Origin of the sequence: Paenibacillus herberti, from assembly GCF_002233675.1 — a bacterium.
Taxonomy (GTDB): domain Bacteria; phylum Bacillota; class Bacilli; order Paenibacillales; family Paenibacillaceae; genus Paenibacillus_O; species Paenibacillus_O herberti.
In genome coordinates this window covers 2169870-2186767 of record NZ_NMUQ01000001.1, presented here as the reverse complement: position 1 = coordinate 2186767, position 16898 = coordinate 2169870, and the positions used below count along the sequence as shown (strand labels likewise).

The following is a 16898-nucleotide window of genomic DNA, read 5'->3' as shown; positions in this document are numbered from 1 at the left end:
ATAAGCAATCACACAATTTCCCATAATGTTTTGATATTTTGGCTGGATTCGTTTGTTAGACTAATCCCAGGGAATGAAAAGGAGCTACATCCTCATGTATACCATCTATCTTGTTGAAGACGATTTGAACCTGAACCAAATTCTTGCTTACTATTTACAGCAAGAGGGCTGGGATGTCGTCGCGTTTATGAATGGAGAAGAAGCTAAGCAGGCTATCGACGATAAGCCGCAGCTGTGGATTCTTGATATTATGATGCCGGGAATGGACGGGTATCAGCTGCTCAAGGAAATTAAACATCACAACAGCAACATGCCGATTATTTTCATTTCGGCGCGGGACGCCGACTTGGATCGCATCGTCGGACTGGAGCTTGGCAGCGACGATTATTTGGCCAAGCCGTTTCTACCGCGTGAGCTCGTCATTCGGGCGCGCAAGCTGCTGGAGCGGATTTATGGCCAGCCCGGCCGGGATAACGCAACACTTAAAACATTTAAGGTGGCAACCTATTTAATTGAAGGGCAGGCACGAAGTGTCAAAAGCGAGCTTGGGGAAAATATTGACCTGACCGCAAGAGAATTCGACCTGCTTATGTATTTTGTACTTCATCCCGGGCAGCTGATTCAGCGGGAGCAGGTATTGAGGCAAATTTGGGGGGAGGATTTTTTTGGAACGGATCGAGTCGTCGACGACCTGATCCGGCGACTGCGCAAAAAGATGCCGGATCTTAGGCTGGAAACGGTATACGGCTCCGGTTACAGGCTGGTGAAGTCATGAAAAATTGGCCAATGGCAGTTAAGATTTGGGCGGTTTTTGCAGCGGTATTGTTATGTCTGTTCATAGCCGTGTCTTCTGTGCTGCCAACGATGCTGCGGGATTTTTTTACCAGCCAAATTTACGGCATGATTGAGGATTCGCAGCAGCCGTTCCAGAACTCAACGTTCGACCCGGTCAATGGGGTTTTAGTATCAAAAGAAGAGAACGGAAATGCTTCCATCATCGCGGCAATTCCGAGGCTGGATACGGGAACTACGAGTTCAACCCCCAACGCCGCACCGACCAGCGAAAGCCGGGCGGTGACCAAAGTGGTAGCAACCAAAATTGCGGGGCCGGACATTCGGCATCTCTATTTGAAAGAAAACACAATATATCCTTTGTTCTCCAATGAATTCGAGCTGTCCCAGGAGATCTACAACGGGATTGCGCAGAAGGCAGTTGCACAGAAAGAGGCTAAGGCGACCTACGAAGGCAGTTTCGAAGGGCAGACTCTTTTTTATGTCATTAGCAAAAATGACATCAACAGCTCCGAATGGCTCATTTCGTACACATGGGGGAGCTATCGGAACGAGCAGGCAGGAGCTTTATTCAAAAATCTGATCTGGCTGCTGATTGCGCTTATGCTGTTATGTTGGCTGCCATGCCTTTGGCTGTCCCGCTATTTGTCCAAACCGATCAACGAAATGGAAAGGCAAATGACCCGTATTGCCGACCGCGACTGGCATGAGTCGTTCGATCTGGAGCGGAGGGACGAGATCGGGCGTCTGGCCAAAGCGTTTGAAACGATGCGCCAGCGGCTCGTGCAGCAGGATCAGGCGCAGCAGTCGTATTTGCAGCATACATCCCATGAGCTGAAAACGCCCGTCATGGTCATCCACAGCTACGCCCATTCCATTAAAGAAGGGATTTATCCGAAGGGCTCCCTGGAGAGCAGCATTGAAACGATCATTTCGGAATCGGACCGGCTGGATGAGCAGATTCACAGCCTGCTGCGGCTCAACCGTCTCCAATACATCACGTCGACAACCCGCAAATCCGAGATGAAACCGCTGGAGATCAAGGAAGTACTGGAGGACGTGGTGCAGCGTCTGCGTTATAGAAGGGCGAATCTGGAATGGACGGTCGATTTACCGTCATGGACCATTCAGGGCAGCAGCGAGCAATGGAAGGTTGTATTCGAGAATATTATCGACAATGCCATTCGGTACGCTTCCAAGGAAATTAAAATTACCGCTGAAAAAGGCGCCGGCCCCCGGTCGATGACGGTTGAAATTTACAATGACGGCCCGCAGGTGGAAGAGTCGATGCTGACAAACATGTTCAACACTTTCCGCACAGGGCCGTACGGCAAATTCGGGCTTGGATTAGCCATCGTCAAACAAATTTTGAACAGCATCGGCGCGCAAATTGAAGTCGTCAATAAAAAGACCGGGGTTGCTTTCAGGATAGCGCTGCCGGAGGAGGAACCATCCGATGGAAAAGAGTAATTTCGGCCGCCGTCTCCTGCGGGTATTCCGCTCTGACGGATTGTATGCCGCCTTGTTTTTAATTCCGAGTTTGGCAGGAGTAGCCTTGTTTTTTTTCCTGCCATTCGGGATTGGCTTTTACTACTCGCTGGTGGATACGCCGATCGACGGAAAGTTGGTCGGCTTCCGCAACTATATTGATCTGCTGAGCAACAAATCCTTTAAAAGAGCGCTTTGGAATTCGTTCCTGTTCACCGCTCTATGCGTTCCGATCAATATGATCCTGTCCCTGCTGCTGGCTACCCTGCTGAACGGAAAGGTATACGGGCAGCGCTGGTTCCGCTTGGCCTTCATCTCGCCGCTCGTCATACCGGTCGCATCCGTCGTGCTGATCTGGCAAATTTTCTTCGAACGGAACGGGACGCTGAACGGCTGGCTGGAGGCTTGGGGCATGGCGCCGGTGGATTGGCTGGACAGCGGTTCGGCGTTGTATATTGCAATACTGATCTATATTTGGAAAAACGTCGGGTACAATATGCTGCTGTTTTTGGCCGGCTTGCAAAACGTCCCAGAACATCTCTATGAAGCGGCCCGGATCGACGGAGCTGGAAAATGGCGTCAATGGCGCTCGATTACGATTATTTATTTGACCCCCACCACGTTTTTTGTTTTCATCATGTCCATTATTAATTCCTTCAAGGTATTCCGCGAAACGTATATGCTTGCAGGACCTTATCCGCATCAGAGCTTGTACATGCTCCAGCATTTTATGAACAATATGTTCCAGCAGCTCGATTATCAAAAAATGACTTCCGCGGCGTTTCTAATGGCAAGCGCAATTGTTGTTATGGTTCTTGTCCTGTTTGGCGTAGAACGCCGTTTCAGCCGTTGGTTATAAACGGGCGATTCGAAGTTTGGGAAAGGAGAGTGGATCAAAATGAAATCCGGTGAAGGAATGCTGCGTGGGAAATTTGGCAGCAAACTATATAAAGGAGTGCTAACTGCTTGTTTAGCCCTGCTTGTCGTCATCTTTGTTTTTCCGATCGCGATGACAACGATCCATTCATTCAAAACGCCCGATGAAATAAAAACCGAGCTGAAGCCGGTTATTAAAAGCTCTGACGAAGAAGACCAAGAACAAAAGGATCAAATCGGGGAAGAGAGCAAGTATGTCGATTTAAAGCTAATTCCGTCCAAAGCGACGTTAAATGCCTACTATGACATTTTGCTTGCCCAGCCGCAATTTCTGCTCCTGTTCTGGAATTCGATGAAGCTGACGGTGCCGATTGTAGCCGGGCAGGTCGTCGTATCGGTGCTGGCGGCCTACGCTTTTTCACAGCTCCGATTCCGCTTGCGGGAGCCGCTATTTTTCGCTTATATCGTCGTCATGCTGATGCCCTTCCAAGTTACGCTGGTGCCGAACTACATCATGGCGAATTCGCTCGGTTTGCTTAACACGGAGTGGTCGATTATTTTGCCCGGCATATTCAGCGCATTCGGCGTGTTCCTCATGCGCCAGTTTATGCAGGTTGTCCCCTACAGCTACATTGAAGCGGCTCGCATAGACGGTGCGGGACATATGAAAATTCTGCTTATGATCGTGCTCCCTATGTGCCGCTCCGGCATGGCCGCACTTGCGGTGCTTGCCTTCATCGACAACTGGAACATGGTCGAGCAGCCGCTGATCTTTTTGAAGGATGCCATCAAACAGCCTTTATCCGTATATCTCGCTTATATTAGCGAGGATGATATCGGATTGGCGTTTGCAGCATCTGTCATCTACATGCTGCCTGCGATTCTGCTTATGCTCCATGCGGAGAAAGAGCTTGTCGAGGGCGTACAGCTATCAGGCGTTAAAGGATAGAAAGGAGAATCGATATGGAAGCAGCAGTCCCAACTGAAGAGAGATCCTCCGGCAAGTCAAAAAAGAGAAAAACAGGCGGAATCATTATCGCCTTTATTTTGATGATGCTGGTGCTGACGCTATTTTCCAATACCATTCTTGAATACTCTCTGCCTAGAGTTTCGGCCGAACGGCCGTCTTTCGGCGGCTTGACCTATAAAGTTAACGGTTCCGGCACGGTGGAAACGGCGGAAGAGGTCAAAGTGATGTCGGAATACGGTTCATGGCCTGTGGAAGAAGTGGAAGTGAAAGTAGACGACAAAGTCAAAAAGGGCCAGGTGCTCGTTCGCTTCGATACGTCGGATACGGAAGAGCAGATTGAGACGGAGCAGCTGAACTATAAGAAGCAGGGGATTGCTCTGGAAAAGCTGCAAACTAGCTACAAAGAAGCAAAGCTGATTTTTGACGACAAACTGGCTGCCGGAATTAGGCGCGACATGGAGAGTGCCCAGCTTGATCTGGACGCTCAAAAACGCAAAATCGACCGGCTGCGGGAGGAAATCAGCGAGTATTCGGTGCTGACCTCTTCCGAGGAAGGCACAGTCACCGAAGTTCTTGCCGCAGTCGGAGCAACTGTCGCTCCCGGCACGGCCGTTGTCAGTCTCAAAAAGGCGGCGACAAGCTTGGAATTCAAAGCGGATGTAACCAATGAACAAGCGAAGTATTTGAAAGTCGGAGACAGTATTAACATTAAGTTTCCAAGTCTGAATGATGCCAAAATCGAGGTTAAAATCAAGTCCATTGATACGAAAAAACCTGACAAACAGGGGGACGGGCAGAACTCACCAGGCGGAGGGCAGCAGGAAAACACCAACGGAAAAGAGATTGTCGCAGTCATTAAAGACAAGAGGCTTCAAGGAGGTGAGGCAGGGGATTTTGAATGGTCGAAAAAGGCAGAGTCGGAGGAGGACGCGAAAATCCTCGTTCCAAACAGCGCCATTCGGGAAAGCAATGAAGACGGCAAATTTGTCTATGTTGTCTCCGAAAAAGAAGGCTCGCTTGGCAAGGAGTACTACATTCGCAAAGTAAAGCTGACCATCGAGAGCTCTGATGCCGAATTTACGGAGGTCAAAGAAGGAGTCAGCCCGGCCGATTTTGTCGTCACCTCCAGCAATAAACCGGTCGAGGCGGGCAAAAGGGTATTGGTATCCAACGAAGAGGACAACGGATCGGAGTGAGGACAATGCGCTTAGCTACCTTTCTGGTGGCCATCGGCATGCTGCTGATGAGCTTCAGCAGCGTGTTTTCCGAAGCCGCCGTCATGGCATGGCAGCAGTCGGGCGGAACGGTCGGCTCCGAACGATTTTCTCTTAAAGCGGGTTCCGTCCCCGGCCCAAGCGGGACTGCCGGATTTACCGACAAAGAAGCAAACAAGTTGATTGAGGCCTGGAAAGGAAGCGCCGCCTATTCCATGAAAGGCAAACTTTCCTTAAAGGCTGGCAATCGGCAAATGGAGGTCGAGGCTGCTGGGATCGGGGGAAATTTCACCGATTTTACGTCCATTTTGCTGGACAGAGGCAGCATGATTTCGGAAGGTTCCATGGAAAGAAGGGATCAGGTCGTTGTCATAAGCGACAGGCTGGCCGAATACCTGTTCGGATCAACGGATGTGCTAGGCAAAGAAATATCCATTCAGAACACGAAGCTTCGGATCATCGGCATTTATCGTTCCGAGGACAGCTTGATGGAATGGATGACCAAAGGCGTTAAACCGGAGGCTCTCCTGCCATCAAGCATGTTTACCGCTTTAAGCCCGGAATCGCGGGTAGGAACGATTCTGCTCGAGGCGTCCGGGGATGCGCTGTTAATCGGTGAGTTGGAAGTAAATACAACGCTGAGGAATCTTAAGCTGCCTATGAATGAGTATAAGGTCGCCATAGGCGAAAAAAGCTTCCGGCTGATCCAGCAGCTGCCCCGCCTGCTTCCGGCACTTATGGGTTTAATCGTCCTTGTGCTGGGCTTGATGTGGATGCGCAGGGTAGCCGGCAGCACATACAGCCGGATGAAGTCAGCGCTGCAGGTCGGGGATTCCGACGAAGTAATGAAACGGGAAAGGCCGTATATGCTGAAGCAAGTACTGGCATTCATTGCAATTGGGGTCAGCACAGGCGGTCTGGTGCTGCTCGCCCGGTTCTCACCTTTTATCCCGGCTGAATTTATTCCTGACCGATGGATCGATTTAAGCTTTTTCAGACAGAAGTTGTTCCAGCATTGGCAGGAGCAGCCACCTTTCTTCTCGCAAATTCTTCCCTATCAATTGATGGAGAACAGGCTTAATTCTTATATTCCGATCGTTACAACGTCTGGTCTGCTGCTCGGTCTGCCCTTATTCCTGCTCGGAATTCGCGAATGGCGCATGATTGCGCTACCGCTGAGGGACCGCTTTATCCGTTTGTTCTACTGTATCGCCGTGTGTTATTTGGCGCTTGGTTTGGCGCTATTGCTTGTCGGACTGCCGCAGTTTATTTCTCCTAGTTTGTGGATCACGCTATTCGGATTTTGCTTGTTCGCAGCGGCTTATCCACAACCGAATCGAAAGGATGATTATTTTGAACATTAAAGCGAATAGAAAAAAAGGATTGGCCCTATGTTTTATGGCGAGTTTAATTGCTTTGTCGGCTTGCAGCTCCGGTGCAAACACACCGGCTTCCGGTTCCTCGAACAATGGCACAAGCGGAGAGCAGAACTCCGGCGGAAACGAATCGGGTTCAAAAGTCATTACCGTGTCGGTCGTCACATCCAACCGTTTTCTGGAGCTTGCGAAAGAGAAGTATGAAGCCGCTAATCCAGGCGTTAAAATCGAGCTGAAACAGTCCTACGTTCCTCCGCAACAACAAGCGGGATCGATGACGATGTACGCGTTCGGATACGATCCGGTAGCGGTTGAGAAACATGTGGCAACAGTAAACGCGGAGCTGATGAACGGGAACGCCTCTGACCTCATTATGGTGGACACGCTAGCCTATGCCAAATATGCGGATAAAAAGCTGCTCGCCAATCTGCAGGCCTATATGAATAAAGAAAAAGGTTTTAATGAAGAAGACTACTACATGAATATTTTCGATGCGCTCAAATACAAGGACGGCCTTTATGCCATTGCTCCAAACGTAGTGACGAACCAATGGTTTGGCAATACGGATCGCATCAAGGACTTAAAGCTTGATCCGAATTCATGGACCTGGGCGCAATTTTCCGAAAAGCTGGGCGAGCTTGCCAAAAAAGGCGGTGATCCTATCATGGGGTACACTCCGCCGGAGATGCTGCTTAGCGATCGAATCGGGGAAAACCTGGAACAGTATATTAATTGGAATGAAAAGAAAGCCGGCTTCGACACTCCTGAATTCATCGCTTTGTTGAATGAAATTAAAGCTTATTTTGACAACAAGATTATCCAGGAGCCCCAGCAGACAGCTGGAGGCGTGGGCAAAGCGATCAAAATGGGCGAAAGCATGAAAATGAAAGAAGCTTTTATTAATTTGAAGCTTCAGCGGTTTGATTCGCTTAACTTCGGTCAGATGGTGTTTGAAAAGCCGGAACTGTTTGTTCCACCTACCGAGGATGGCAGCAAGGGAAGCTCGTTTACAGCCGGCATGCTGCTCGCGATGAACGAAAAGTCGAAAAATAAAGATGGAGCCTGGGATTTCCTCCAATTCCTCCTGTCGGAGGAAATGCAGACCGCGCCGGATCTCGGAGGGCTGCCTGTCAACAAAAAAGCGGCGGAATCCCAAATCGACGCTATGACAAAGGCGGGAGAAAACCCGTTAACGCCGGAACTAGCCGAAAAAGCTAAAGAAATTGTGCCGAAGATGCAGCGTTTTGGCGGTATCGAGCCTAAGATCAACGATATTGTGAAGGAAGAAACGGCGTTGTTCTTTAAAGGTGAAAAATCTGCCGAGGACGTTGTCAAGTCTCTGCAAAACAAAGTGACTCTATACATGGAAGAATAGTTCTTATAGGAGAAAGCCGGCTGTGGACAATTGTTCGCGATCCGGTTTTTTCCATTTTGGCGCGGATCATGCATCACCACAATTTCCCACAATGCTTTCATCTTTATACCGTAATCATTCGCTAGAATAGCTCCAGGGACTCAATTGAATTTCAGTTAAAGAATGAAAGGATGGGGCATATATGAACGTAAAAACTTGGAGCAAAAGAGGTATATTCGTAGGTTCAAGTGCAGCGCTTCTTGCGCTTTCGGCATGTTCATCCAGCGTAGGATCCACCGGAGGGAACACGGCTGCCAATGAACAAAAAAACACGTCTGACCCCGGTTCCGGAGGGAAACAGGCCATCACGATGTCGGTCGTCTCAACGAACCGTTTCTTGCAGCAGGCCGAAGAGAAGTTCGAGGCGGCAAATCTGGACATTGACATTCAAATTAAAGAGTCGCATATCGTCCCTCAGGATGGTACGGGTAGAATGTCCATTCGCGGCGGCTACGACCCTGCCGCCATTGAGAAGCATGTAACAACCGTTAACGCGGAGCTAATGAACGGAAACGCCTCCGATATTATCGCGGTGGATACACTGGCCTATAGCAAATATGCGGATAAAGGCCTGTTGGCCGACTTGACGGACTATATGAGGAAGCTTAACGCAGAGGATTATTACATAAATGTGTTCGACAGTCTGAAATATAAGGATAAGCTGTACACAATCACGCCTGGCGTCTCCACCGGTCTTTGGTTCGGCAATAAAGAGCGGATTGAGGGGATGAACCTGGATCCAAAAGCTTGGACATGGGATCAGTTCGGGGAAAAGATGGGCGAGCTTGCGAAGGCGGGCGGAGACCCTGTCGTGCAGTGGATGCCTGTGGATATGCTTCTGCTCGACCGCGTTAGCGCCGAAGCGGAGAAGTTCATTAATTTGAGCGACAAAAAAGCAAGTTTTGAAGACAAGGCGTTTATTGACCTGCTGAACCAAATCAAATCATTCTATGACCAGAAAATATTCCAGGAGCCCGAGATGACAGGAGGCGTATCTAAGGCTGTGAAAATCGGCGAGAAATTGAGCCGTAAGGAAGCCTTTATCTCTTCTGCCTTTATGGATATTTCTTCGGTTTCGCTAGGACAAATGATGTTTGATCAATCGCAAATCTTTTCCCCGCCCAAAAGTGGCTCGGCCGAGGGAAATTCTTTTAAGCCAACTATTCTGCTTTCCATTAATAATAAGTCCGAAAAGAAAGAGGCTGCTTGGAAGTTCCTGCAGTTCTTGCTTTCGGAAGAAATGCAGTCGTCACGGGAGCTAGGCGGACTGCCAATCAATAAAAAAGCGGTAGACGGGCAAGTCAAAGCGTTGGAGCAGACGGAAGGCGCGTTCAAACCGACTGCTGAGGATGTTGAGATGACAAAAGGGCTTTTAGCGGATCTAAAACGCTCCGGCACCATTGATCCTAAAATTGAAACCATTATAAAGGAGGAAACGGCGCCGTTTTTTGAAGGCCAGAAGTCGGCTGAGGATGCCGCTAAATCCATTCAAAATAAAGTTACTCTGTATTTGGAGGAATAATCGAACTTATACCTGCTCAATCCGTGCTGCTTTATTAAGCCGGGTTGAGTTTTTTTGTGTGTGGATAATGCGGGGAAGGGAACGATGGTCGATCTGTCAAACTGTATAACATAGTTCACTATAAGCTGTCATGGACAGCGCAGAATGGTGGTCATCTATATGTCCGTCCCTCTAATACCAACGAAGTTATATATTCCTACGGTGCGGCCAAAAACAATTTCTCGTCCTCAGCTGTTCCAGAGACTGAGCGAGGGACTGGATGGCAAATTGACACTGATTACAGCTCCTGCGGGTTTTGGTAAAACAACGCTTGTAAGCGGATGGGTCGCCGATTACGGACTTCCGAGCGCATGGCTGTCGCTTGACGAAAGGGATAATGAACCTGCGCGTTTCCTCTCTTATATGTGTGCAGCGTTTCAATCGATTCCTGTGGAACTGAGTATAGGGGCGCTTCAAGCTGGTCAACCGCTGCCAATTGAGCCGATCATGTCCCTTATGATGCAAAAGCTTGCTGAAGTCCCGCATAAATTTTTGCTTGTCCTTGACGATTACCATCGGATTGATTCCGAAGAGATTGATGCCGTGATCGTTTTTTTGTTGACGCATATGCCGGCGCAGATGCATCTGATCATTGCCACCCGAGAGAAGCCGGGATTTCCGCTTGCTCGGCTGCGTGCAGGAAATCTATTGAATGAGCTTGGTGTGGAGCATTTGCGATTCACGAATGACGAGACGACCGTTTTTTTCAGGGAAGCGATGGGTTTGGAATCCGTTGCAGCGGAAGATATTACTCTGCTACAGCTTCGTACAGAAGGTTGGGTTGCTGCTTTGCAGCTAGCTGCGCTCTCCATGCAAGGGCAAACGGGCGTTTCTGGGTATATGCAATCTTTTACCGGAAGTCATCCCTACCTCGCCGATTATTTGCTTGAAGAGGTATTGAAGCAGCAATCCGAGTTTGTTCAGACTTTTTTGCTGCGTACATCGATTCTCGATCGGATATGCGGATCGTTATGTGAAGCGATCGTTCAGGATCAGCAAGGGGCTTTTCCTACGTCAGGGCAAGCAATGCTGGAGGAGCTGGAACGCGCCAATTTATTTCTGGTTCCGCTAGATAATGAGCGGCGCTGGTATCGTTATCATCATCTTTTTGCGGAAATGCTGCGACAACGGCTGCAGGCCAGAATGGGGGAAGGCGGTCGAGAAATAGCTGAACTCCACATCCTTGCCAGTCAATGGTACGAAAAAAACGGGCTGGAAGTAGAAGCGTTTCATCACGCGGTCCTTGCCGAGGATATAGAACGCGCTGCCCGCTTGGCGGAAGGCGAGGGCCTGTTTTTGCCCTTTCGCGGCGAAATAACCCCCGTTGTAAAGTGGTTGGAGTCACTTTCCAAAGTAGAGCTGGACCGCAGACCTGTTTTATGGGTGATGCATGCTTCCGCATTGCTCATGACGGGCGGCCTATCGGGTGTTGAATCAAAGTTGCAAGCTGCCGAGCGCGTTTTGCAGAGCAGCATGCAGGACGCGAAGGGCAGAGATCTGATTGGGCATTGTGCTTCTATACGAGCAACGCTGGCCGTTAGCAGACATCAAGCCTCAACGATTCTGACTGAGTCTCGTCGTGCCTTGCACTATCTATCCCCCGACAACCTGCCTGTTCGCACGGCGACAACTTGGACGATGGGATATGCTCATCAGCTTCAGGGAGATCGGGTGGAAGCCGGCAGAGCCTATGCCGAAGCGCTTTCCAGCAGTCAGAGGATCGGACATGCTGTAATCTCTGTTATGGCTATGCTTGGCTTAGGACAATTACAAGAAGGGGATAATCAGCCTTTTGAAGCGGCGGATACATACCGCTCGGTACTGGAGCTGGCAGGAACTCCGCCGCTACCGGCTGCGTGTGAAGCCTATTTTGGCTTGGCGCGGATTCACTATGAATGGAACGACTTGGATACCGCTATGCAGCATGCTGGGATGAGTATCCAGTTGGCTCGTCAGCTGGAGCACACCGACCGCGTCGTAGCGGCGGAGCTGCTGCTGGCAAGATTGAAGCTCGCTAAGGGGAAGATCATCGATGCGGCAGCCCTTGTAGCGAAAGCGGAGAATTCTGCACACCGACATCATTTTGCTCATCAATTGCCTGCTATTGCAAGTGTAAAAATTAGGGTGCTGCTGCAGCATGGCGATCTTGTTGCGGCTGCCATTCTCGCTAGCGAGCATGAGCTTCGGCTAAGCGAGGCTTGTGTTTATGTTGCGGCGGGAGATCATTTCGCAGCGGCGGAAATTCTAGTGGCATTGAGAAGCGAATTAGAAGCAAAGGAATTGCAGGATGAGCTTCTCAAGGTCAACGTGGCGCTGGCCGTTGTGTTGTATGTGCTGGGCGATAAGCCGAAGGCGTTGAAAGCGCTCCGAGCTTCGCTGATGTTGGGTGAGCCTGGCGGTTATAAACGTCTTTTTGTCGATGAAGGCGCTCCGATGCGCCAGCTGCTGCAAGAAGCCGCAGCTGGCGGAATGCAGTCGGATTATATCGAGGAGCTGCTAGGTGTATTTGATGCGGAGCAGCAGAGCGAGGACCGATTGGGAGCGCAGCCGACTCAGCAGCAGAGCGAGAGCAGAACGGAGAAGCAACTGACTCGGCAGCAGGGCGAGAGCTGGTTGGAGGCACAGTCGACTCATGTTGATGAGCTGCTGCTGGAGCCGTTAAGCGGGCGGGAGCTGGAAGTGCTGCGGCTCATCGCCCAAGGGCTTTCCAACCTTGAAATCAGCGAGCAGTTGTTCATTGCGTTGACTACGGTAAAAGGGCATAATCGGGTTATTTTTGAAAAGTTGCAGGTCAAACGGCGAACCGAAGCGGTGGCGCGCGCCCGCAAATATGGCCTGTTGTGAAGGTTAAACCATACTTTAGTAGCTGTAGAAAGGGAGCTCATGAAAGTTATACTGATTGCAAACTGAGGCTGGAGGAAACTCATGAAAGCAATCATATGTACGAAATACGGCTCACCGGATGTTCTGCAGCTGAAAGAGGTCGAAAAACCAACGCCGAAAAACAATGAAGTGCTGGTGAAGGTTCATGCAACAACCGTCAGTACAGGAGACTGCAGAGTTCGCGGTTGTAGAAGTCCTTTTTTATACTGGATTCCTATGCGATTGTTTCTAGGCATCAGAAAACCACGGAATCCCATTCTAGGCACGGAATTGGCGGGAGAGGTGGAGGCAGTCGGCAAGGACGTAAAGCGCTTCAAAAAAGGTGATTCCGTTTTTGCCTTGAATGGCATGCGTTTTGGCGCTCATGCCGAGTACAGCTGTCTGCCTGAGGACTCGGCATTGGCCTTGAAGCCGATGAATATGACGTATGAGGAAGCGGCAGCCATTCCTTTTGGCGGGACGACAGCCCTGTATTTTCTACGGAAAGGAAAGGTTCGCCACGGACATAAAGTGCTTATATATGGAGCTTCCGGGTCGGTAGGAACGTTAGCGGTGCAGCTGGCCAAGTATTACGGTGCTGAAGTTACCGGGGTATGCAGTGCTGCGAATGCTGAATTGGTGAAATCTCTGGGAGCGGATCAGGTTATTGACTACACAACAGAAGATTTTACGGATCAGAAGATGCGTTACGATCTTATTTTTGATGCCGTCGGAAAGACCACAAAAGCCAAATGCCAGAAAGCATTGGCTCCGAATGGTTCCTTCGTCTCGGTTGAAGGGCAAGGAATCGTAACAACGACCGCGCAGGATTTGATTTTTCTTAAGGAGCTAATAGAAGCGGGAGAGATCAATGCGGTTATCGATAATCGTTATTCATTGGAACAAGTTCGCGAGGCTCACAGGTACGTAGACGCAGGACATAAAAAAGGAAATGTAATCATCACTGTGAAGAAATAAGCACTGAATTTCGGGATTAAAGCCCGAACAAACTTAAACGTTCCCTGTATTCCGTCTCATTCAGCGGAGTCTTCTCCATTTGCCCATCGGTCCACTGAGTGAATGATTGTCGGGTTAGCGTCATGGTTCCGGTGCGGGTAAGCCTTGTTGCAAGCGGCTCCTTATTAAAAGGAGATTCTGGATGTTGCTCGATGATCTGCTGTACCTCGCGGGGCTCATCCAGGGTTGTCAGCTTCAACGTGGAGTCAAAGGCATAACCGAGTAGCCAGTCCTGATCTCTGCCCGCCAGCTTTTTCTCATATACGAAGTCGCCATAGTCAGTCTGTTCGCGGCGAAGCCGGAATTCGCCGTTCCAGGAGGAGACTTCTTCTCCTGTCAGAGGCACAGGGCGAAGCGCAAGATTTATGCCAAAGCCTGTGTCCACAATATACTGATTTCCTTCATGTATTAAAAGAACGGCGATATGCGTCCTGCCTGCAGGCGGATAACGGCCTGTTTGATGATTGTAGACAATCCCCCTTGTCATAAGGACGTCAAAGCCATTTTCGGCAAGGAAAAAGTACAGCATCGAATTGAGCTCATAACATAACCCGCCTTCTCCGCGCTTCAGCAGTTTATCAATGAGATTTTCCGTCGTAAGCGGCTCGCTTGACCGTGCAATTATGCGCAGATTCTCAAAAGGGAATGCCAGCGCTGTAGCCTCGAGCAAAGGGCCAAGATGTTCAAAGGTCAATGCACTCATATCGTCCCAGCCGATTCGTTTCCGGAAAAGCGAGTTTAGCGAATGAGTTGTTGTATTCATTGTAAATATATTCATTAGCTTTCAGCTCCTTTAGTTAATGCAGAATGTGGTCCAGCGGTGGTTGCTTTCACAGCAGTTGTTGCCGAAGCCGATGTTCGGCCAAGCAGAGCAACGCCTGCAGCTCCGGCGATAACAAGCGCAGAGCCTAGCAGCGAAGCGTCGGTCACCGGTTCTCCGAGCACGAATGTGCCAGCAGCAACAGAGACGACGGTAGCAAGATTCGAGAAGACGCTGACGACGGAGGCTTTAATTTTAGATAAGGCATAGACCGAAGTCAGCGAGGTGACCAATGAGGACAGCACCCCGAGATAGAGGATATCGATGACGAAGGAGCCGCTTGCGAGCGGCGCCGTAAATTGCGGCAGCGTGCCAGCCGCCATGTGGCGAAGCAAGGACCAACCCATGAAAAATACGAATCCTATACCTTGCAGGAGGAACAGAATTTCGGTTGTGGTGAAGCTGCGCAGCAGTGAGCGTGTCAGCACGCTGAAAAAGGCAATGGCGAGGACGGATACGAGAAGCAACAGTATACCTGTTGAACTGGAGAAGCTGACCCTGCCTTCCTTCATCATAAAAATGTACACAACTCCGGCAACAGACAGAAGGATAGACAGTTTTTGCAGGAGCGTAGTGGTTTCTTTCAGCATGAGGGACGCCAGAACAGCCGTCACAATCGGTCCGAGAGCAAACAGAACGCCGGCATCAGCTGAGGTGGACTGCTGCAACCCGAAGGTTTGAAAAATGAAAAAGCCGAGTGGATAGGATGTTGTCAACAGCAGGAGCTTGCCGACCGGCTTACCCCTATAGTTCAAGCGGAGCCAGCCAAGCGCAGCCGGAATGCATAACAAGCCGAACGAGGCGGCGAAGCGGAATGCGAGTGTATCCATTGGCGAGGCATGCAGCAGAGCCATTTTGGCGAACAGGAAGGAGAAGCCCACAAGCAGCGCGTTGACAATGGTTGAGGCGTAAGCCAGCCGAATCGGTGCAGCATCCTTCATGGTGATCCCTACTTTCAGTTACCCTGACTCATCTGTATGATGAACGGGTTGTTTTTTCTAGAATAAGGGAGAAAGGGAATGACGAAAAGCTTGATTTCAGCTTACTGTATCGGTACAGTTGAGGTATGGATTCCTGATTCCGTGGCGGAATCTGACTACAACAATAGCTTACTGATGCGGGGTGAGGCTCATGAGCAAATATGGGGAAATTTTAGCCGAATGGGAACAAAGGTTGGCTAACGGACTGGTCCGCCCCGGGCAAAAACTGCCCTCCGTGCGTAGTGCGGCGGAGCAGCATGAATGCAGCATCAGTACGGTGTTGCGCGCCTATTCGGAGCTTGAGAAGCGGCATCTGATTTATTCGATTCCTCAGAGCGGATATTATGCAGTGGGCAGGACTAGCGATGGTTCACATGAAAGCTCCACGGCTGGAGGAACGATCGACTTTGCCTCGGTGCTGCCGGATTCAGAGCTATTTCCATACCGGGATTTTCAGCATTGTCTGAATAAAGCGATCGACACCTACAGACATGGGCTGTTTCAATACGGCAGCACCAAGGGGCTAGATACGCTGCGGCGGACATTGGCTTCTCATCTTGCTTCAGACCAGGTTTACGTCGGTCCGGACCAGATTTTTGTGACAGCAGGTGTGCAGCCGACGCTTGATCTGTTAGCTCGTATGCCTTTTCCAAACGGCAAATCGACTGTGCTCGTGGAACAGCCGTCGTTCGATATCTACTTAAGATATTTGGAAGCTGAGGGTATTCCTGTTGTTGGTGTGCGGCGTGATGGGGCAGGATTAGACATGGAAGAGCTAGAGAGGCAGTTCAAGGAGGGAGATATCAAACTATTTTATACGATGTCCCGGTACCATAATCCGCTCGGAACATCGCTGAGTGGGGGGCAGAAGCGCGCTGTCGCCAAGCTGGCGGCCAAGCATGATGTTTATGTTGTGGAGGATGACTACATGGCCGATCTGGGCGAAGAGCGCAGCTTCAAGCCGATTCATGCCTGCGACCGCTCCCGGGTCATTTATTTGAAAAGCTTTTCCAAAGCCATTTTTCCGGGTCTGCGGCTTGGACTCGCGGCTTTCCCCGAACATCTGGTTGATTGGTTCGAGGAGCGCCAGCGCTATTCGGTGACCTCGCTGCTGTCGCAAGCGGCGCTTGATATCTTTTTTCGCAGCGGCATGTACGATCGCCATAAACTTCGCATTGGAAGCCGCTACGCAGCAAGGATGAAGGAAATGAACGAGGCCGTGTTGGAGCATCATGCTTCTGGAGTATTGCAGCATTCCAGCAGCGGCTCTGGAATTTACATCGCTCTGGGGCTTCCGCAAACCGTTAACCTGGAGAGGCTGACAGCACGGCTTGAGGCTAGTGGAATCGAAGCCCGCTCGGGCAAGGACTTTTACCTGCGGAGCTGGCTTGAACGGGATAAATTCCTTAGGCTCAGCATTTCCCGTGCCAATTCGTCGCAAATTCAGAACGGAGTTCGAGCGATCGTTGAAGCAGCAGTTAAGGCAAACCACTTGTGAGGGGGGAGCTTGCCTGACCGACGCTCGAGT

The 16898-nt window shown here is 50.2% G+C and carries 13 protein-coding genes; 11 read left to right on the top strand and 2 right to left on the bottom strand.

Annotated features, from left to right (window positions below; genetic code table 11):
• Positions 1-94 precede the first annotated feature (94 nt).
• From CGZ75_RS10085 to CGZ75_RS10040, 10 genes are all read left to right on the top strand, one after another.
• Positions 95-775 (top strand): response regulator transcription factor, encoded by a 681-nt coding sequence (locus CGZ75_RS10085; protein WP_089524047.1) that lies wholly within the window; start codon positions 95-97, stop codon positions 773-775.
• Positions 772-2262, top strand: coding sequence for a sensor histidine kinase (locus tag CGZ75_RS10080; RefSeq protein WP_089524046.1), 1491 nt, complete (start codon positions 772-774; stop codon positions 2260-2262). The genes CGZ75_RS10085 and CGZ75_RS10080 overlap by 4 nt, the downstream gene beginning before the upstream one ends.
• Positions 2249-3139, top strand: coding sequence for a carbohydrate ABC transporter permease (locus CGZ75_RS10075; RefSeq protein ID WP_089524045.1), 891 nt, complete (start codon positions 2249-2251; stop codon positions 3137-3139). The genes CGZ75_RS10080 and CGZ75_RS10075 overlap by 14 nt, the downstream gene beginning before the upstream one ends.
• Before the next feature lie 39 nt (positions 3140-3178).
• Positions 3179-4105, top strand: a complete 927-nt coding sequence (locus CGZ75_RS10070) for a carbohydrate ABC transporter permease (protein WP_217900051.1) — start codon at positions 3179-3181, stop codon at positions 4103-4105.
• A gap of 14 nt (positions 4106-4119) precedes the next feature.
• Positions 4120-5322 carry an efflux RND transporter periplasmic adaptor subunit gene (locus CGZ75_RS10065; RefSeq protein WP_245850766.1) on the top strand — a complete coding sequence of 401 codons (1203 nt, stop codon included), beginning with the start codon at positions 4120-4122 and terminating at the stop codon, positions 5320-5322.
• Positions 5323-5327: 5 nt separating this feature from the next.
• The gene (locus tag CGZ75_RS10060) at positions 5328-6704 is read left to right on the top strand and encodes an ABC transporter permease (RefSeq protein WP_089524044.1); all 1377 of its coding nucleotides are present in this window, start codon (positions 5328-5330) and stop codon (positions 6702-6704) included.
• Between the two features lie 34 nt (positions 6705-6738).
• Positions 6739-8091 (top strand): ABC transporter substrate-binding protein, encoded by a 1353-nt coding sequence (locus CGZ75_RS10055; RefSeq protein ID WP_176444751.1) that lies wholly within the window; start codon positions 6739-6741, stop codon positions 8089-8091.
• A gap of 181 nt (positions 8092-8272) precedes the next feature.
• Positions 8273-9652 (top strand): ABC transporter substrate-binding protein, encoded by a 1380-nt coding sequence (locus tag CGZ75_RS10050; RefSeq protein WP_089524042.1) that lies wholly within the window; start codon positions 8273-8275, stop codon positions 9650-9652.
• Positions 9653-9811: 159 nt separating this feature from the next.
• Positions 9812-12535, top strand: coding sequence for a winged helix-turn-helix domain-containing protein (locus tag CGZ75_RS10045; RefSeq protein ID WP_089524041.1), 2724 nt, complete (start codon positions 9812-9814; stop codon positions 12533-12535).
• Between the two features lie 81 nt (positions 12536-12616).
• Positions 12617-13531 carry an NAD(P)-dependent alcohol dehydrogenase gene (locus CGZ75_RS10040; RefSeq protein ID WP_089524040.1) on the top strand — a complete coding sequence of 305 codons (915 nt, stop codon included), beginning with the start codon at positions 12617-12619 and terminating at the stop codon, positions 13529-13531.
• 16 nt (positions 13532-13547) lie between these two features.
• Here the strand turns inward: CGZ75_RS10040 and CGZ75_RS10035 are convergent, their stop codons facing one another.
• Entirely contained in the window at positions 13548-14348 is an 801-nt protein-coding gene (locus CGZ75_RS10035; RefSeq protein WP_245850765.1) for an arylamine N-acetyltransferase family protein, read from the bottom strand.
• The gene (locus CGZ75_RS10030) at positions 14348-15331 is read right to left on the bottom strand and encodes a DMT family transporter (RefSeq protein WP_089524039.1); all 984 of its coding nucleotides are present in this window, start codon (positions 15329-15331) and stop codon (positions 14348-14350) included. Before CGZ75_RS10030 ends, CGZ75_RS10035 begins: the two co-directional genes overlap by 1 nt.
• A gap of 190 nt (positions 15332-15521) precedes the next feature.
• Between CGZ75_RS10030 and CGZ75_RS10025 the strand changes: the two genes are divergently transcribed.
• Entirely contained in the window at positions 15522-16868 is a 1347-nt protein-coding gene (locus CGZ75_RS10025) for an aminotransferase-like domain-containing protein (RefSeq protein WP_089524038.1), read from the top strand.
• The last annotated feature ends 30 nt before the right edge of the window (positions 16869-16898 follow it).

What these genes read in the sequence shown, in the direction of transcription:
- CGZ75_RS10085 (WP_089524047.1), top strand. Translation starts at nt 95, where the DNA reads ATGTATACCATCTATCTTGTTGAAGACGATTTGAACCTGAACCAAATT.
- CGZ75_RS10080 (WP_089524046.1), top strand. Translation starts at nt 772, where the DNA reads ATGAAAAATTGGCCAATGGCAGTTAAGATTTGGGCGGTTTTTGCAGCG.
- CGZ75_RS10075 (WP_089524045.1), top strand. Translation starts at nt 2,249, where the DNA reads ATGGAAAAGAGTAATTTCGGCCGCCGTCTCCTGCGGGTATTCCGCTCT.
- CGZ75_RS10070 (WP_217900051.1), top strand. Translation starts at nt 3,179, where the DNA reads ATGAAATCCGGTGAAGGAATGCTGCGTGGGAAATTTGGCAGCAAACTA.
- CGZ75_RS10065 (WP_245850766.1), top strand. Translation starts at nt 4,120, where the DNA reads ATGGAAGCAGCAGTCCCAACTGAAGAGAGATCCTCCGGCAAGTCAAAA.
- CGZ75_RS10060 (WP_089524044.1), top strand. Translation starts at nt 5,328, where the DNA reads ATGCGCTTAGCTACCTTTCTGGTGGCCATCGGCATGCTGCTGATGAGC.
- CGZ75_RS10055 (WP_176444751.1), top strand. Translation starts at nt 6,739, where the DNA reads ATGGCGAGTTTAATTGCTTTGTCGGCTTGCAGCTCCGGTGCAAACACA.
- CGZ75_RS10050 (WP_089524042.1), top strand. Translation starts at nt 8,273, where the DNA reads ATGAACGTAAAAACTTGGAGCAAAAGAGGTATATTCGTAGGTTCAAGT.
- CGZ75_RS10045 (WP_089524041.1), top strand. Translation starts at nt 9,812, where the DNA reads ATGTCCGTCCCTCTAATACCAACGAAGTTATATATTCCTACGGTGCGG.
- CGZ75_RS10040 (WP_089524040.1), top strand. Translation starts at nt 12,617, where the DNA reads ATGAAAGCAATCATATGTACGAAATACGGCTCACCGGATGTTCTGCAG.
- CGZ75_RS10035 (WP_245850765.1), bottom strand. Translation starts at nt 14,348, where the DNA reads ATGAATATATTTACAATGAATACAACAACTCATTCGCTAAACTCGCTT.
- CGZ75_RS10030 (WP_089524039.1), bottom strand. Translation starts at nt 15,331, where the DNA reads ATGAAGGATGCTGCACCGATTCGGCTGGCTTACGCCTCAACCATTGTC.
- CGZ75_RS10025 (WP_089524038.1), top strand. Translation starts at nt 15,522, where the DNA reads ATGAGCAAATATGGGGAAATTTTAGCCGAATGGGAACAAAGGTTGGCT.